The 16,647-nt window shown below is 43.4% G+C and carries 13 protein-coding genes and 1 pseudogene; 4 read left to right on the top strand and 10 right to left on the bottom strand.

The annotated features are described in order from the left end of the window. The first annotated feature begins 8 nt into the window (after nt 1-8). Complete coding sequence (locus M5J74_RS00140) at nt 9-1,250, top strand: PAS domain-containing protein (protein ID WP_250014834.1); 1,242 nt, start codon at nt 9-11, stop codon at nt 1,248-1,250. Between the two features lie 119 nt (nt 1,251-1,369). Here M5J74_RS00140 and M5J74_RS00135 read toward each other — a convergent pair. Continuing rightward, nucleotides 1,370-3,015: pseudogene (locus tag M5J74_RS00135) on the bottom strand (hypothetical protein). Nucleotides 3,016-3,295: 280 nt separating this feature from the next. On the opposite strand from M5J74_RS00135, the gene M5J74_RS00125 reads away from it, so the two are divergent. Then, on the top strand, nt 3,296-3,652 hold the full coding sequence (locus M5J74_RS00125; RefSeq protein WP_015152130.1) for an iron-sulfur cluster assembly accessory protein: 357 nt from the start codon (nt 3,296-3,298) through the stop codon (nt 3,650-3,652). A gap of 96 nt (nt 3,653-3,748) precedes the next feature. Further along, nucleotides 3,749-4,177, top strand: a complete 429-nt coding sequence (locus tag M5J74_RS00120) for a hypothetical protein (protein ID WP_015152129.1) — start codon at nt 3,749-3,751, stop codon at nt 4,175-4,177. A gap of 105 nt (nt 4,178-4,282) precedes the next feature. Here the strand turns inward: M5J74_RS00120 and cheB are convergent, their stop codons facing one another. From cheB to M5J74_RS00075, 9 genes are all read right to left on the bottom strand, one after another. Further along, entirely contained in the window at nt 4,283-5,356 is a 1,074-nt protein-coding gene (gene cheB / locus M5J74_RS00115; protein ID WP_250014829.1) for a chemotaxis-specific protein-glutamate methyltransferase CheB, read from the bottom strand. 109 nt (nt 5,357-5,465) lie between these two features. Further along, on the bottom strand, nt 5,466-5,894 hold the full coding sequence (locus M5J74_RS00110) for a response regulator (protein WP_015152127.1): 429 nt from the start codon (nt 5,892-5,894) through the stop codon (nt 5,466-5,468). Between the two features lie 101 nt (nt 5,895-5,995). Further along, nucleotides 5,996-6,166 carry a hypothetical protein gene (locus M5J74_RS00105; protein WP_181245432.1) on the bottom strand — a complete coding sequence of 57 codons (171 nt, stop codon included), beginning with the start codon at nt 6,164-6,166 and terminating at the stop codon, nt 5,996-5,998. A 34-nt stretch (nt 6,167-6,200) separates the two neighbouring features. After that, a complete protein-coding gene (locus M5J74_RS00100) occupies nt 6,201-7,994 on the bottom strand; it encodes a methyl-accepting chemotaxis protein (protein ID WP_250014828.1) in 1,794 nt (597 codons plus the stop codon). Between the two features lie 117 nt (nt 7,995-8,111). After that, a complete protein-coding gene (locus M5J74_RS00095; protein ID WP_015152125.1) occupies nt 8,112-10,601 on the bottom strand; it encodes a hybrid sensor histidine kinase/response regulator in 2,490 nt (829 codons plus the stop codon). Nucleotides 10,602-10,608: 7 nt separating this feature from the next. After that, nucleotides 10,609-11,712 (bottom strand): chemotaxis protein CheW, encoded by a 1,104-nt coding sequence (locus M5J74_RS00090; RefSeq protein ID WP_250014826.1) that lies wholly within the window; start codon nt 11,710-11,712, stop codon nt 10,609-10,611. A gap of 114 nt (nt 11,713-11,826) precedes the next feature. Next, nucleotides 11,827-12,984, bottom strand: a complete 1,158-nt coding sequence (locus M5J74_RS00085) for a PleD family two-component system response regulator (protein ID WP_015152123.1) — start codon at nt 12,982-12,984, stop codon at nt 11,827-11,829. Nucleotides 12,985-13,521: 537 nt separating this feature from the next. Further along, the gene (locus M5J74_RS00080) at nt 13,522-14,343 is read right to left on the bottom strand and encodes a sulfite exporter TauE/SafE family protein (protein WP_250014824.1); all 822 of its coding nucleotides are present in this window, start codon (nt 14,341-14,343) and stop codon (nt 13,522-13,524) included. Between the two features lie 64 nt (nt 14,344-14,407). Next, nucleotides 14,408-15,982, bottom strand: a complete 1,575-nt coding sequence (locus tag M5J74_RS00075) for a CheR family methyltransferase (protein ID WP_250014822.1) — start codon at nt 15,980-15,982, stop codon at nt 14,408-14,410. A gap of 167 nt (nt 15,983-16,149) precedes the next feature. Between M5J74_RS00075 and M5J74_RS00070 the strand changes: the two genes are divergently transcribed. After that, nucleotides 16,150-16,638 carry a WbuC family cupin fold metalloprotein gene (locus tag M5J74_RS00070; protein WP_015152120.1) on the top strand — a complete coding sequence of 163 codons (489 nt, stop codon included), beginning with the start codon at nt 16,150-16,152 and terminating at the stop codon, nt 16,636-16,638. Nucleotides 16,639-16,647 lie beyond the last annotated feature (9 nt).

Below are 16,647 nucleotides of genomic sequence, written 5' to 3'. Positions count from 1 at the left end.
TTTTTGCTATGAAAGTAGAGTTTCGTAAACTGCATCGTCAGCTTGCTCCAATTCTTTTTTTACCTCTACTTGCTAGTGCGCTGACTGGGGTTGCATACCGCTTGGGCAAAAGTTGGTTTGGAGTTTCTACCTCAGTTGGTGATGTTTTGATGACAATTCATCAAGGTGAATATCTGGGCAAACGTCTCGTTCCCATATACATTATTCTGATTAGCTTGGGAATATTGGGAATGAGCGTAACAGGTACGCATTTACTCGATCGTCGGAGTAGCGATCGCGAACTGGCAAAATCGAATATTCGCAATATCCATCGACTGCTCGCATTGATTTTACTTTTACCACTTTCAATTAGCGCTGAAACAGGTTTAGCTTACACAATAGCAAGGGACTGGCTTGGTTTATCTAGAGAGCAAATCGGATTTTTGCTAGAAATTCATCAGGGATTATATTTAGGAGGGACATTCAGTAACTTTTATATTCTCTTATTAGGTTCGGGTTTAGTAGTGCTATTAATTGCTGGAATTAGAATGACTTCGTTAATCGGCAGTCAAATTCCGCGACAGCAACCTCAGCAATCTCCCGTTCAAACATTATCACCCTCTGCTTTAGCTGATACAGTTGCTTTACTTCGCAGACAGGCTTGGCTGGGACTCATCTTATTTTTAACTGTGTTTTGTAGCGCTCTGTACGGCATCACGTCACGAGTAGTTTTGAAAGAATATAACGTAGCAGTGTCTAATGTATCGCCATCTAATTTTTCTGCTCAAGACTTGCTAATTCCAATTGGGATTCTCGGCTTGGTCTGTGGCGTATTAGGTGCGATCGTAGTGGAGAAACTAATTCAGAACTGGCGGCGACAAAAAGAAGTTCAATCTGCCTTGTATGAAAGTGAAACGGCGAGTAGTACTATATTAAGAGCGCTGCCAGATTCTATATTGCGGATGAAACAAGATGGTACGTGTCTGAGCTATATGCCAGCAAAAGAAGCTAATTCGTTTACTTTGAATGGAGATATCTTAGGTAAGAACGTGAATGAGTTCTTGCCAGCAGAAACGGCACAACAGCTGCTCGAATATGCTCGATTAGCTCTGAGAACTGGCGCAACTCAGATTTTTCAATTTCCGGTTTCTTTTAAGAACAAACAGCATTACCAAGAGGCACGAATTAGTACAATTGGCGATAAAGAATTTTTGATTGTTTTTCGCGATCTAGCCAATTTAGAGCAACATAAAGTAGAACAAAATCAGTGACTAGTGGCTGCTGACTAGAGAGGAATCTAATCACCAGTGACTGTTGGAATATTGGAAACCTTGACTAGAGAAGAATCTAACCACTAGCCACTAGCCACCAGCCACTCACCAATGACCGCTTATTCAATCTGTGGCATTAACTGAAGCATTCCAATGCCTAAATCTTTAGATGAAAGAGATCGCGCTTCAAATAGTGCCATCATATCTTTCATTTGGGGTTGTCCCCGCGAAGCACCCATTAGACCTCTCGCGACGATTAAGCCGCAATAGCCTTTGGTATGCTTGCAGCGATCGTTCCACTTCTTTCTCGCGACGACGTGAACTGGATCGTCTTCTAAAAATTCGCCAAATAGAAATAACTCTCCATTATTAGTTTGCAGCACGCCTAAATCGTAGCGATCGCCACCAAACGGATCTGCTCCGGGATTAAAACCGATACCTCTAAGTCCTCCCGCACTCAAGAGAGCCTCAATCGCTTCTTTGGCTTTAGGACGGGAAGTTTGAATCAAAATCACTGGCAATCCATCTCCTGCTTCTGTAGGCTTGCCGACTTGCTGATGGGTGACTTTCTGGCGCAATTGCTGCACCATTTCCCAAGACACAACCCCCAAACTGAGGAAAGAATCTTCTGGGATTAAATCGTCCCGTAAAGACTGAAATAGAGGCATGTCGTCCAAATCTTCTGCTTCTATTGCCTCAGTTGCAACTGCATCTGCCATTTCCTCTAACTCTGTAGCCAAATTCGGCAAGGTGGAGACAGTCACGCTGAGGGGTTGAGATTTTTTCTCCGACTGGGATGAGGGTAGTGTAATGCGATAATTGCGGCTAATCTCAGGGAAAGTTTTCCCGCCTAGTTGTCGGCGCTCGTTTCGCAAAAAGCGATTTAAAGCTTCCAAGGCAACAAAAACAGCACTAGCCTCCTCCTCATAGAGGACAGAGCGCAGTCCTTCTAGAGGATGGATATTACCAAAAGATGGCTCAATCTCCGACAGGGGTAGGTCTGCTAGATCGACAAATTCTCCACCACCATCCATCTCTTCCGAGCGCTCGAAAGTGAGAAATAAGCAATCTTGTTTGAGAAATGCTTCTTCTAGCTGTTCTGTGGCATCTTCTTCAATCAAAACTTTCGCCCGAAATCTTTGCAAGGATTCAGCAGAGCGATAGAGCAAAATGCCATATTCCATCCCCAACATGCCCATTACGGATATATATAGGGTTTCGATGTCAAAATGGTTGAGCTTGACGGCAATAATTTGGTGTTCTTCTAACAACTCCCAAGGAGCAGCTTGCCAAATCTCAAATGCTTTCTTTTTGAGGGCGGTGGCATATTGAGGTGGTAATTCGGGGGATGAGCTTCCCCAAATTCTTCAAAGCCGCGATACAATTCATCAATTAGCGGTAGATCGGGGACGTAATCGATCGCGATGTCTAATTCTTGTAACACGCCGCGCAAATAAAACTGAATTTCGCGATCGCGCACGACAATTTTTTGAGGACGAGCGGGTTTAGCGGGGCTGTTGGGATGCTCCATTGCCCGTAACAGCGTGCGCACGACAACTTCGGGTCCGCTGTCGGTAGCCACGACATCCATTGCCCGCACGACTCCTTGAGAGCCATCGACCCACAAAATACACTCGCTCCCTGCCTCTGCGTCCCCTCTGGGGCTTGGCGCTGATAACGTGCGGCGATCGCCCTCCCAGACACAAGGAATTTGATTCAATTTCTGCAAACGCCGTCGCGTGGAGCTATTTAACGAAGTTGTCATAGACCAACCAAGCCAATCAGGGAGACAGTGCAAACTTTCGATCTTACTTAGGTGTGGGAGCTGTAGTTAAGCAATTGGCAGCCTTGCCTCAGCCAACAGGAGTTGTATTTTCCCCGATCCCGTTTCATCCAATTAGACCTATCAATTCTAGGATAGAAATCTTTGTGGTGCTTTGGTCAGGATCGTTGACAATTTCTCAAACCGCACCTCTGTTGCCGTTACAATGGACGAAAAAGCTGCATATTGCATTCTAAAACCATACCAGGAGTTGTAACAGTCTATGACATCAGCAACCCAGTCTCAACAGCGAGGCATTCAGTTAACCCAAGCAGCTCTGCAACACATTTCATTTCTGCGCGATCGCCAAGGGCAAGACCTCTGCTTGCGGGTGGGAGTGCGTCAGGGTGGCTGCTCTGGAATGTCTTACATGATGGATTTTGAAGATATTAGTAAAGTTAGAGCCGATGATGAAGTCTACGATTACGAAGGCTTCAAGATCGTGTGCGATCGCAAAAGCATCTTATACCTTTATGGCTTACAGCTAGATTACAGTAATGCCATGATCGGTGGCGGCTTCCAATTCACGAACCCCAACGCCAATCAAACTTGTGGCTGCGGGAAATCGTTTGGTGTTTAATAGAGTGGCTGAGTGGTAATAGGTAATAGGTAATTGGTAGTTGTGTATCCATTACCCGTTACCCATTACCCATTACCCAAATTCCTGCCGTTGACAATGACTGACACAGTTGCATCCCTCTTTGAATCAGCACTCGAACGCTACAAGGCTGGCGAAGAACCAGAGAAGTTAATTCCAGTTTTTCAAGACATTTGCGATCGCGCTCCCAAAAGTAGCGCTGCTTGGACTTGTTTGGCGTGGTTATATTTATTAAGCGATAAATCAAATGCTGCCCTCAAAGCAGCGCAAAAGGCAGTTAAGTTACATCCCCAAGATGCCCAGTCCAGAGTTAACCTTGCCGTAGCAATGCTGGAAACCGGACAAAAAGGCGTGCGAGAACACGTCGATCGCGCCATGCAGTTTATCATGGTTGATTCCGATATGCGGGATGAAGTCAAGCAAAACATTGCCGATGGCATGAGCCGCAAACCAGATTGGCAAAGCATGGAACGAGTTAGGAAGTGGTTGTTTGAAGCTTCTGAATGAATGAAAATGGGTAATGGGTAGTTGGTAGTTGGTAGTTGGTAAGTATTCTCCCCTCAGCTCCCTCAGCTCCCCCAGCTCTCTTTCCCCCTGCTCCCTGCTCGGGCGCTACCTGACAAAAACTCGGCTCAGCACGAAGGGAGCTATGCTTTGGATTGGTAAGATGTGTTGCACGGCTCCTAATGCGATCGCTTCTTTTGGCATTCCAAACACGATGCTGCTTGCCTCGTCTTGAGCGATTGTGATTCCTCCGGCTTGAGCGATCGCTTGCATTCCTGTAGCACCATCTCTACCCATTCCTGTTAGTAGCACGCCCATGATTCCCTTACTGTAAAACTGGGCGGCAGATTTAAACATGACTGTAACTGAGGGGCAGTGACCGTCTACAACGCCAGTTGCTCGGTTAAGAGTAAATTTGCCTAGAGAACTAAATTCTAAGTGACACTTTTCTGGTGCAAAATAAATCGTTCCCGGTGATGGAATTTCCCCATCTTGAGCAATCTTAACTTTGACTTGACACTCAGTTGCTAGCCAACTCACCAATCCCGGCAAAAATCCTTCGCTAATATGCTGAGTGCAAATAACGGGCGCTGGAAAGTGACTTGGTAGATGGCTAAAAAGCTTCTGTAATGCTTGAGGACCACCTGTAGAAGCACCAACAGCTACCATCCGAATTGAAGATAACCCGCTGTGAGATCCTAAAATTCTACCTTGAACTAAGGGTAGAGCTGCGGTCGAGAGTACGGGCTGCTTCAATGGTTTCGTGAAGACGCTGACACCAGAAAGCACTTTGATTTTGGTAATTAACTCTTGCTTGATGCGATCGTACTCTGAAGGTGTTCCCATTGCAGGTTTGGGAAAGACATCGATCGCTCCAGCTTGTAACAACTGAAAAATCGTATTGGTGTCGCTCTCCTGTACCGAACTGCTGATAACTAGAATTGGTAAAGGGTGTTTTGCCATCACCTGTTTGGTAAACTCCAGACCATCCATCTTTCGCATGTGTAGATCTGTACAAATTACGTTAGGTTGCAGCTCTGGAATTTTATCCAAAGCTTCCTGACCGTTACTAGCCGTGCCAATAACTTCTATTTCTGATGTAGCAGCTAATAGCTTTTTCAGAATTGCCAGGACAACAGGTGAATCTTCAACTAATAAAACTTTTACTGAAAATTTTGACATCAATTGGATCTCGAATCAACCGTACAAAAGTGATCCGAATGGCATAGAGACGTTACATATAACGTCTCTACACCGCGCAGATACTCTGTTGGCGCACTTCCTGTAACGATTATGTGAGTGGTTTAGCGCTCACTTGTTTGCTTGCCAAAACTCGAATTTTGGTAATTAATTGCCGCTTCAGTTCTTCTTGATCTGCGGTTGAAACTGATGCGGGTTTTGGCATTACATCAACGGCTCCAGCTTGCAAAACTTGGAATACGTTGTCTATATCTTGCTTTTGGACGGCATCGCTCAAAACTAAAATTGGTAATGGAGACTTTGCCATGACATGTTTGATGAATTCCAAACCGTCCATTTTGGGCATTTTCAAATCCGTACAAATTACTTGAGGTTGAACTCTAGGAATTAAATTCAAAGCTTCTGCACCATCTTGAGCTGTACCTACAACCTGCACTTCTGGTGCAGAATCAAGCACTTTACGGAAAATGCTCATAGCAACGGGAGAGTCATCGACTAATAAAACTTTAATTGGGGTCATGGCAGTTATCAGTTATCAGTTATCAGGGAGTCGGTAGGGGCGCACTGCTGTGCGCCCGTACTAGGGAGTCGAGAGTCGATAGGGGATGCTGTACGCCCGTACTAGGGAGTCGGGGGTCGATAGGGGATGCTGTGCGCCCGTACTAGGGAGTCGGGGGTCTGTAGGGGCGCACAGCAGTGCGCCCGTACTAGGGAGTCGGGAGTCGATAGGGGATGCTGTGCGCCCGTACTAGGGAGTCGGGAGCGATCGGTAAAAAAGTTTTGACTTTTCACTTTTGACTTTTGACTTTTGACTTTTGACTTCTTTCTATACAATTGCCTGTAATTGTTGGGCAACTTGATTGAGTTGCTGAGTTGAAACGCGGACTTGGTTGATGCCAGCTGCCGTATCTTTTGCACCGAGGTTGATTTCGTTCATTGCTGAGACGACTTGCTGCACGGAAACCGCTTGCTGCTTGGCGCTGAGGGAAATTTGTTGGCTGTTGAGGAAGACGTGGTTAACGGCATCTGCGACTCCAGTGAAGGACTCTACAGTTCCTTGGGCTAAGCGCAGTCCATAATCGACTGATTTCGTGCCTTCGTCCGTCGCCATTACAGTGCCGTTAATTGAAGCTTGAATGTCGTTAACTAATGCATTAATCTTCTCGGCAGATTTCTTACTTTGGTCGGCAAGTTTGCGAATTTCACCTGCAACGACACCAAATCCCTTACCGTGTTCGCCTGCCCGTGCTGCTTCTACTGCTGCATTGAGGGCTAACATATTGGTTTGGTTGGCAACATCTGCAACTAAATCGGAAATACTACCGATTTGAGTCGTTTGTTCTGATAATCGCATAATTTGCTCGGCGATCGCCCCAACTTTATCGCGGACGGTAGACATTTCTGCCATCGTTTGATGTACGGCTTTGCTACCGTTATCGGCGAGTTCTAGGGCTTGACGCGCCCCAGCAGCAGAGGCTTCGGCTTGTTCGGCAGATTGGCGAGAAGCCGCACCTAGTTCTTCTACGGTGACAGTGGTTTGATTGACAGAACTTGCTTGTTCGGTGGTAGTGCGTTCTTGTTGTTCGACTGTTGCCCCAATTTCGGTAGAAGAGGAAGCGACAGCATTGGCAATTTGTTGAATCATTTTAGCTGTACGGCTGGCGAATAGAACTGCCAACCCACCAGCAACCAATAAAGTAATCCCAGTTCCTAGTAGTAGGTTGGTGATGAGTTGCTGCTGCCCAGCAAATACAGATTTTGTATCTTCTGCTAAGATTACGCTCCAGTCAAGTTCTGGCATTCCTTCCATGTTTGGTACTGGCGCATAGGAAACTAATTGTTCTGTTTTGTCAAAGCGATCGATATCGATCGCTGTAGCTATTTTTTTCTCGGCGTGCATTTTGACAAAGCTAGCAAAGTCTGCTTTAGCATCGTGACCCACTTGTTCTGCTTCCCGCGCTGCAAAGAACTTATCATCAGAACTCACGAGATGATATTCTTTGCTACTCGATCCGGCTTGTTGCGCCTGCTGTGATGCATTGAATATTTTTTCATTCAAAATGCTATCTAAGCTTTTTATAGGCATACGGGTGCGAACTACGCCTATCATTTTGCCCGTATTAGCATTAATTATTGGTGCAGCTAAGTGAATGGCAACTTCACCAGTTGATGTTTTTCTAGGTTGTACAATGGCTGGCTGTTTAGTTCTCATCACCTCCTTGAAATAGTCTCGGTCTGCCAGATTTGTTGATGTTTCTCCAGTCGTGCGCAAAATTACTTTTCCAGATAGATCCATGACAGCAATACTGTCGTAAACGCCATAAATTCTCATAAATCCATCTAGCACGTTTTGCCTTTGCTGCTGAGTAATTGCTTTTGTGCCTTCGGGATTATTCAAAATTGGCAGTCTAGAGATGACGCGAATATCACCAGTGCGCTCGAACATAAAACGTCCAACCTTATCTGCCAAAGAAAAGGTGAGAGATTCTTGTGATTGAATTGCATTTTGGCGATAGTTGTTACTAGCAGAAATATAGTTGCTAACTCCGATTGCCAGAGCTGGTAGTGTACCAAGGGCGATAGAAAAAGCAATTGCTTTAGTTGTTAATGAGAACTTCATGAGAGCTATTCCTTATGTTTGACGAAATTTTGAATCGAGAAATTATTGTTTTACACCATTGCCAATAAGTTTTTTGTTGCCATTTCTAGTTGTTGAGTATCATTTAAATTTTGACTTTCAAATCAATCTATTCAATGTATCGAGCAGTAATTTTTGATCGAACGTACCTTTAGTTAAATAAGCATTTGCTCCTGCTTCAGCACCTCGACGTTTATCTTCATCAGAGGCAAGAGTTGTGACGAGAATAATTGGTAACTCTTGATATTCTTTGTGTTGGCGAATTTTTACCGCTAGCCCCAAACCATCTAAATTTGGCATTTGCACGTCTGAGATCACAGCATCAAAACTACCTGTCCTCAACTTGTTGAATCCATCCGCCCCATCCACAGCAGCAGTCACGTCATAACCAGCACCCTCTAGCAAGCGCTTGACCTGAGTGCGGATAATAATTGAGTCTTCTACTAACAGCAGCTTTTGCTTGATTTGTACCTGCTGGAATTCGCTGGTATGTATGGCGACAGGCTTCTTCTGTACGGACTTGAGTAAATCTTGAGGATTGAGAACCATGCAAACTTCACCCGTGCCGAGGATAGTAGCACCAGTTACGTTCCGAACACGCTTGAGTAACTTACTTTGCGGCTTTAAAACGATATCTTGCCGATCGAGTAAAGCGTCTACTAACAACCCGAGGCGATCGCCGCCGACTTGCAGCACGACACAAGGTAGCATTTTGGCAGCAGATTTGAGACTAGGGGCGATCGCGGGCAATTCCAGTAGATCGTCCAGCCAAGCCACAGAGATTGGTTGACCTTCAATGGCGATCGTTTGACTGCCTTCCAAAGCAAAGATCTCTTGCCGAGACACGAGTAAGTTTGTCTGTACGAACTCCACTGGCAGTGCGTAGGACATGCGATTAACTTCCACAATCAAAACTTGAGTGGTGGCTAACGTCGTATCTAATTTGATCCGAAACTCACAGCCCATCCCAGGCAAAGATTCGATTTGGATCGTCCCCTTCATTCTTTCGACATTTGCCCGCACCACATCTAAACCAACCCCGCGACCAGAAATTTCTGTCACTGTCGTTCGAGTCGAGAAACCAGGGGCAAAAATCAGCGATTGAATTTGAGCTGTCGTCATGGCTTCCAATTCTTCTTCGCGGTGGAGTCCCCGTCGCACAGCAGTGCGTTTAATGCTATCGATATTCAAACCGCGCCCATCGTCTGTAACTTCAATCCCAATACTGCTAGCAGTTTGATACCCTCGCAAGTGAATAGTTGCCGTGCGTGGTTTACCCGAGTTTTCCCGTTCTTGAGGTGTCTCAATACCGTGATCGACTGCATTGCGTAATAGGTGCAGCAATGGGTCTTTCATTTCCTCTAGAATTCGTTTGTCTGCCTTGGTATCTCCGCCTTCAATGACTAGATTAATTTCCTTGCCTTGCTGCTTGGCTAAATCTCTGACGAGACGGGGAAAAAGCGCAAACATATTCGATAGAGGTAAAAGGCGTAAAGTCTTGATACCTGATTCTAATTCTCCAGTGACAATATCTAACCGAGCGGTGTCTTCGTAAGCTGTGCTTTTCAGATGGTTAATCAGAGAGCCGAGGCGTTCTAACCGTTGCTCCGACCGATGTTGAAAGTTCTGCAATTGCTTGATGTTGTTGGCTTGTAAGCCACGCTCTATCTTGTCAAACACCGAGCGATGGACAAAAGCATCCCGGCTCCACTCTTCCCAGAGGGTGAGAATTTCTTCAATTTCACCCATGCGTTGAGCAATTCGTAGTTTAGTCACTGTTAACTCACCCGCTTGAGTCATCAATGTATCGAGCTTTTGCGGTTCGACTCGAATCGTATCAATTTGATGATTACTGGTTTGGGCTGTCTCGCTTGCTTCGGCTGTTGGAGCTGGCTGCGGCTTGGCTTTAGCTTCGGGGATGGGTAAGGGTTCAGGCTGTTTAACTGGCAGTGATGCAGGTGTAGGAAGAATCTTCGGTAATACAGGAGGTTCGGGTAAGAAGAAATCGTCGTCGAGTAGGTCAAATGATGCAGCGATCGCTTCAGATGGAGTAGTGACGGATGGTTCGGAGAATAGATCGTCTTCTAAAGCAGTAACGGGCGGTTCGGGAAATAGATCGCTCTCAAATAGCGGGATGTCTGCGGTGGCTACGGGTTCGGTAAATATTGGAGTATCAGCAGGTAATAGTTCTTCATCTTCACTTGCAGGACTGGACTGCGCCCCCATTAATCGGGCGAGGACGTAAAAAAGATTGACGCTTGGGGCAACACCCGTAACCGCCTCCTGGACGAACTGACGCATGGCATCGAGTCCCTGATAAAGGCGATCGCACAATTCTGCGGTTAAGTTGCTCTCACCCCGCTTGACTCCAACTAGTACTTCTTCAATTTGATGTGTCAGGGTTTCAACACCCTGTACTCCCAGCATTCGAGAGTCTCCTTTGAGGGTGTGAATCTCGCGCAAAAAGTCTTCGAGTTGTTCGCGATCGCCTGGATGTTTTTCTAAGTGCATTAAGCACTCTTCTAATTTCTGCATCCGTTCGGCACAAGCTGTTTTATATATATCTCTGAGTTCGGGATCGTCTATCATAAAATTGTCAAATTTCTTCGTCTACAACTAAGCTGTTTTTGGACAAAAGCTGAGGTAAGTCAAGTACGGTGAGCATTTTTTCTAAATAAGGGGCATTACCTCTAAGATATTCATCGTTAGCGGAATGTACTGCTACTGGTACTGGTGTCAGATCTGACGGACGTAGATACATGACATCAAAAACTTCATCTACAGGTATTCCGGCGATCGTATCGTTAAAACTAATGACAATGGCTTTTGAGGTAGTTCGATCGCGATCGAGCGCTAAGTTTAAAGCCTGACGAATATCTACTAAAGTGACAATTTCTCCACGTAAATTCACGTTGCCAACAATATGATTTGGGCAGCATGGAATCTGAGTCACATGACAAATGTTGGTGAATTCCCGCACGACATCTAAATCTAGTCCAAAATATTCATCGTTAAGACCGAAAACTGCTAATGGTATGAGTCCTGTAAAATCAGAACTCTCGGCTTGCCGTCTCAAGTTCTCAGCCCGTTCGCGAAAAATTGCTGTTTCTTGTGGGGTAACTTGTGGATAATATAAATCGTAAAAACTATATTTATGAATACTTTCCCGATCGCTTAAATGTATTTCTTTCTCTTTTAATTGAGGGCGATCGCCAAAAGTTTCTATCTCATCTGAATCTCTGTTTAATACTGGTAAAATATCTTCAACTGAAGCAGAGCAGATGAGTTGCTCTGGATCTAGCAACATGATGATATCCGCATCTAGCTTGGCAATACTATGAATAAATCGAGCTGTAGACTCTTTGACTCGCCCGTATGAAATATTTGTTTCTATAACTTCAGGACTAATATTTTTGACTTCATAAACGAAATTAACAATAATACCAATCTGTAAATCTTGCCACTGTAGAACGATAACGCTATCGCTAAGGTGACAATTCTGCATTTTGTATCCTAAACGCAGACCGAGATGCATTATGGGTATGAGTTGAGAACGTAAATTGAGAATGCCTACAATATCTGTCGGTGCTTCAATGATAGGATTCAACTCTGGCAGCAGAAAAATTTCTTGTACGAGAGTTGCATCAATTCCATATCGCAAGTTATGCAAGCTGAAAATCAGATAAGGTTTAGTTTCCATTTGCTGTTGTCACTTGAATAATTAGCTTATTTATTGATGAATATTGACATTAATAAGCTTGGTTTTTGAATGTGAAAAAATATTGCTTGATAGAGGCTGGGAAAAATGAAACAATTAACCTTGATTAGATAAATCGAAGGTAACTGCATCTTTATTATTAAAACTAATTCCTAATCCGATATATCTACCTACTATCTGACGTAACTGTTCTGCATCAAACGGCTTCGTTAAATAGTCGTTAGAACCAGCAAATTTACCCTTAACTTTATCAAAAAAACCGTCTCTTGCTGTTACCATAATAATTGGCAAGTCGCGAAACTGAGGAATACTACGCACAGTCCGACAAAGCTCTAAGCCATCTATCTCTGGCATAGAAACATCGAGTAGTAATAGGGAAATTTTTTCGTGATAAATGACGTTTAGAGCATCTACAGCATTACTAGCTAATATAACTTGGCAATAACCCGTCAGCGCTCGTTTAATCAGTTGTTGCATGACAGCACTGTCATCTACAGCTAAAACTGTAGATAAAGAGATTTGAGTTGTCGTAGTGTTGTTATTAGTTATGTCTAACCAGCCTGCTTGTATCCAATTCGCATAGGATTTTGTTATACTTAACGGATCTTTATTCAAACCTTCAGCGATATCCACTAGCGATCGCTGTCCGTTAACCCATTCTTGTAAATGTTTGCGTATATTTGGCTCTGTAATATTAGCTAAAGTATCGGATTTTAAATTTGGTACTGCATCCATTGACATAATAGTAGGTTTGAAGTTGTTCCATTGTTCCTGACGTTGAGTAATATCTAGCATTAGCTTTGATAATTCAACACCACGACAAAAATTGAGTTGCTTTTGGCTATCAAATTGAAACTTACCCGGATAAGGTAAAAGTTGTTCTACAGTTAATATTAATTGACTGTAAATAACAGACTCAATTTGTTCCCAGTTATATAACTGCATTTGCACCAAACGCTCTAGTACATCGCGAAGTGATGCTTGCTCTGGAACTTGGCGCATTGCAAAGGCTACAGCAGAAGCTACCCATTCTCGACTCAGTTTTTGTTCTAACAATTTGACTAAGCCTTGAGCATCTGGAACTGTTTTACCGCCGTAGAGGGTGCGTCCATCTTTCCAAATCAGCACGCGAGATTTTGCCGGCTTTTCTGAATCGACTTGTGCATCTATATACAAAACACCGCTTGCTTGTTTAGCTTGGATATTTTCTAATAGATTAGATAATTCCTGTGCTTGATACTGATTAGGCGACATAGTTTGCTTAGCCGTGAAAGTTGTGTAGCAAGAGAAACAGCACAGCTCGCTCGAATTGTCATCTAAATATGAGGCGCTTTTTGCTATATTGCTGCGTTTTTAGTATGGCAAACAGCAAAAAGTAATTGTATCGGTAGCAATACCGAATTATAAAGATAAGATAAGGTTTTTCAGTGTTATTACAGTGTTTTAATAACTAAACTTTTCATCAAGACTTAAAAAATATGTGACTCAAAAATACTGTCAAAATCAGTAGCTTAGGCAGACATGTAACTTTTGTAACTTCTTATAAGTGCATTTTGCTACTAAAGTCAAAAATAACTTCAAATATCTCTTATTTTGTCTAGTAAATCGAGATAACTAATACCTAACTGACACCTAACTATAGTGCATAGTACGTAGTAGTGCGTAGGCTACAAAGCTGGTAATGGTGGGCGTTGCTCACCCTATTAAATCATCTGTAGCGCTCCTAGATGAATCATGAAATTGATTGTCCGTGTAGAGACGTTACATGTAACGTCTCTACACGGGAAACATTCATAAATCAATTCGGATTGCTATATTGTTCGTGAATAGATTTAGCATTGCTATAGCAGAATAAGATTGCCAAGCCTGCCAAAAAACGTAGATTGATAATATGCCCAAGAATAGACGAAAAACAAAACTAACTGTCCGATCTGGTAGTTTGGGTAAAACACGAGTACTAATTTGCGCCCCTAACAAACCACCACAACCTAATAATAAACCTGGTATAAATAATACGTTACCTGTTACGGTATGACCGACAGTTGCAGAGATAGCTGTAATTACAATTACACCCAAACTCGTCTGAATTGCAACTTTTATTTCTTCTTTTAAAAGTAACATCTGAAGCGGAACCATAATCACTCCTCCACCTACACCAAATAATCCAGCAAGAATACCTGCTACTCCTCCGGTGAAAAGTCGAGCGAGTAAAGGATTAAATTGCGTCTCTGTCGAAGTCTGTTTAGTCGTGAGGTGCTGGCGCAAGTTAACTAAATAAATATTGATGAGTAATAAAATACCAAAAGCCAGTAGCAGGATGTATGGTTGAATGCGACTAGCCACATACACGCCAATTTGTGAAGTTACAACCGCAGGAAATCCTAGCAAGCTCACCCGCTTCCAGTTAAAGTAACCCATGCGCCAGTTTTGGATGCTACCAGAAATAGAAGTGACTAAAATTGCTAAGCTGCTCGTAGCAACTGCTTGTATGGGTGCGTAACCTAGAGTAACTAGTAAGGGAACGAGAACAGTACCACCACCGATACCTAATAATCCGGCAAGAATACCAGAAAATAAGCCACCAGTAGCTAAGATTAGCCAGTTTTCCCTCATTATCTGTTGCTCCTACGTTCTAAAAGCGATCGCCTTTGTACTCGCCTTTGCGTTGTAGGTTGTATTATATTGCTAAAGTCCGTTTAATTTTAGTAATTAGTTCACTTGCTAAAACTCGCTCGTAAGGTTCGATCGCACTTGTGGGAGATAGTTTTTTCAGAAGTTCTAAGGCTGTAGCTAGCATTTTGTTGGCTCGCTGGCGATCGCCTACTTTTTCATAAAGCGAACCTAATTCTAGATAGGCTGCTATAGATTCAGGAGTAAGATAAATAATCTTTTTCAAGAATATTTTTGCTTGTTCTAAATCTTCTTGCTCTTCAGCGATTCGAGCTAATAGAAAATAAGGTTTTTCAGATAAATTATCGAGCTGTGAGGCTTGCTGACAGTAGTGAGTTGCGCGTTCGTAATTACCGAGATTTGCCCAGGATTGAGCAATTAAATAATAAGCATCAAAAGATTGAGGATGTTGGTGAATCAGTGTTTGAGCTGCTTGGATAGCTCTGCTATATTCTCCTGCTTGAAAGAGGGTTTCTGCTGTGGCAAGATCGGAAGTAAATTGAGAGACGATCGCAGGTAAGGCAACAGGCGATCGCGGTGGTATTGGCTTCGGTTTTAGAACGTCATTTTTAGGATAACTGAGTTTGAATTCTATTGGCTGATAATATATAGGTTTACGAAGAGTTTCGGTGATTTCTGCTTGTTGATTTAAGCTTTGAATGGAGGCAGAATCGGGTGTGTTTTTCGCTTCGGTTGATGTGTTTTGCCGTTGATAGACTATAGATTCTGTAAAAGCCTTCAATTGAAATTTATTGAGGTTTTGCCCTGAAAGCTCTGTATGACCGACAATTAAATATCCATAAGGTCTGAGAGTATGATAAAACTTCTCGATGACGGTAGCGATCGCATCAAAACTAAAATAAATAAAGACATTACGGCAAATAATAATATCCATATCGTGGATATTGAGAGTTGAACTAGGAAAGGAGTCTTGTAACAAATTACTACACCGAAATTTCACCATACGGCGAATTTTTGGATCGAGTTCCCAACCAAGCTTGCGCTGCTGAAAATAGTGCTTCTGAATCTGAGGATCTACTTGACGAAAAGACCAAGGTTCGTAAATGCCTCGTTGGGCTTTTTCAATTGCTTCTAAATTAATATCGGTTCCAAATATAAAAACTTCCCAGTCGCTGAGATCGGGAATGAGTTCTTTGACTAAAATTGCAATAGAATAAGGTTCTTGACCGCTGGAGCATCCCGCACTCCAAATTCTCAGACTTGGCTTTTGTGTTAAAGAATGAAGACAAGCCTTTCTTTTACTCTCGATCAACTCAGGTAAAATTTGATGCTTGAGTAGCTTAAAATGTCCTTGGTCGCGAAAAAAATAAGTTTCGCCAACTGTTAATAAACCGAGTAGCTCTTGCCATTCTCTTTCGCTACTGGAGTCGATCGCTTCCAGCTTCGATTGTTCAGTCGAACTTAGTAATAGTTGATAGTACTTTTCTGGAGCATCCAGTTTCAAAACCTTCATCCGTGTCTCTAGTTTTTTACAAAGCTCCTGGCGATCTTGCGGGCGAACTTGCAAACCCGTACGTGCAGAAATCAGTTGGATAAAGTTTTGTACTGTTGTCTCATTCATTTCTATGGAGCTGAGGGGTAAGGGATAGAATAGCCGATCGCTGCTAATTGCTTACCTCCAGTATTCCCATCTGTAGAAGCTAATCTCACACGAGCATTTGACTATGGGTAATGCATCTAGGTAAATTTCTAGAGAACGTGCAGTAAGGGCGATCGCAGGAGATTGAAATGCAGACTTTACCTATCAAGCGCTTGGATCGGGAGTTAATCGAGCGAATTGCTACTCAAGCGCGTCAAAGTCCGCGCTTGCGCCAGACTTATAGCTTTCATGATGGATCGGAAAAAGTACAGCGCTTCGTAAATATTCTCCAACCTGGTACTTATGTTCGTCCGCACCGTCACTGTCGCGATGGTGGGATAAACGGGTTTGAGTTCTTTCTAGTTTGCCAAGGTGCGCTAGGAATGTTAGTTATGAACGATCGAGGTGAGATCGTCACGACAGAACTTGTTAGTGCTGGTGGTGCAGTGTGGGGACTCGAACTTCCTGAAGCGACTTATCATACAGCAGTTGCTCTAGCTCCAGATACGATAATTTTGGAACTGAAAGAAGGACCCTACAACTCCAGTACGGATAAAGAATTTTTAGAGGAGTTTCCGGCTGAAGGTACGGATGCAGCTCAGCAGTTAGTAGCCACCTGGGAGACATATTTTGTGTAGAAAAGCGAT

It is taken from the genome of Chroococcidiopsis sp. CCNUC1, from assembly GCF_023546805.1.
Classification (GTDB): domain Bacteria; phylum Cyanobacteriota; class Cyanobacteriia; order Cyanobacteriales; family Chroococcidiopsidaceae; genus Chroococcidiopsis; species Chroococcidiopsis thermalis.
This window is presented reverse-complemented; position numbering and strand designations above follow the sequence as displayed.

What these genes read in the sequence shown, in the direction of transcription:
- M5J74_RS00095 (WP_015152125.1), bottom strand. Translation starts at nt 10,601, where the DNA reads ATGATAGACGATCCCGAACTCAGAGATATATATAAAACAGCTTGTGCC.
- M5J74_RS00080 (WP_250014824.1), bottom strand. Translation starts at nt 14,343, where the DNA reads ATGAGGGAAAACTGGCTAATCTTAGCTACTGGTGGCTTATTTTCTGGT.
- M5J74_RS00120 (WP_015152129.1), top strand. Translation starts at nt 3,749, where the DNA reads ATGACTGACACAGTTGCATCCCTCTTTGAATCAGCACTCGAACGCTAC.
- M5J74_RS00110 (WP_015152127.1), bottom strand. Translation starts at nt 5,894, where the DNA reads ATGACCCCAATTAAAGTTTTATTAGTCGATGACTCTCCCGTTGCTATG.
- M5J74_RS00090 (WP_250014826.1), bottom strand. Translation starts at nt 11,712, where the DNA reads ATGGAAACTAAACCTTATCTGATTTTCAGCTTGCATAACTTGCGATAT.
- M5J74_RS00085 (WP_015152123.1), bottom strand. Translation starts at nt 12,984, where the DNA reads ATGTCGCCTAATCAGTATCAAGCACAGGAATTATCTAATCTATTAGAA.
- M5J74_RS00140 (WP_250014834.1), top strand. Translation starts at nt 9, where the DNA reads ATGAAAGTAGAGTTTCGTAAACTGCATCGTCAGCTTGCTCCAATTCTT.
- M5J74_RS00070 (WP_015152120.1), top strand. Translation starts at nt 16,150, where the DNA reads ATGCAGACTTTACCTATCAAGCGCTTGGATCGGGAGTTAATCGAGCGA.
- M5J74_RS00075 (WP_250014822.1), bottom strand. Translation starts at nt 15,982, where the DNA reads ATGAATGAGACAACAGTACAAAACTTTATCCAACTGATTTCTGCACGT.
- cheB (WP_250014829.1), bottom strand. Translation starts at nt 5,356, where the DNA reads ATGTCAAAATTTTCAGTAAAAGTTTTATTAGTTGAAGATTCACCTGTT.
- M5J74_RS00125 (WP_015152130.1), top strand. Translation starts at nt 3,296, where the DNA reads ATGACATCAGCAACCCAGTCTCAACAGCGAGGCATTCAGTTAACCCAA.
- M5J74_RS00100 (WP_250014828.1), bottom strand. Translation starts at nt 7,994, where the DNA reads ATGAAGTTCTCATTAACAACTAAAGCAATTGCTTTTTCTATCGCCCTT.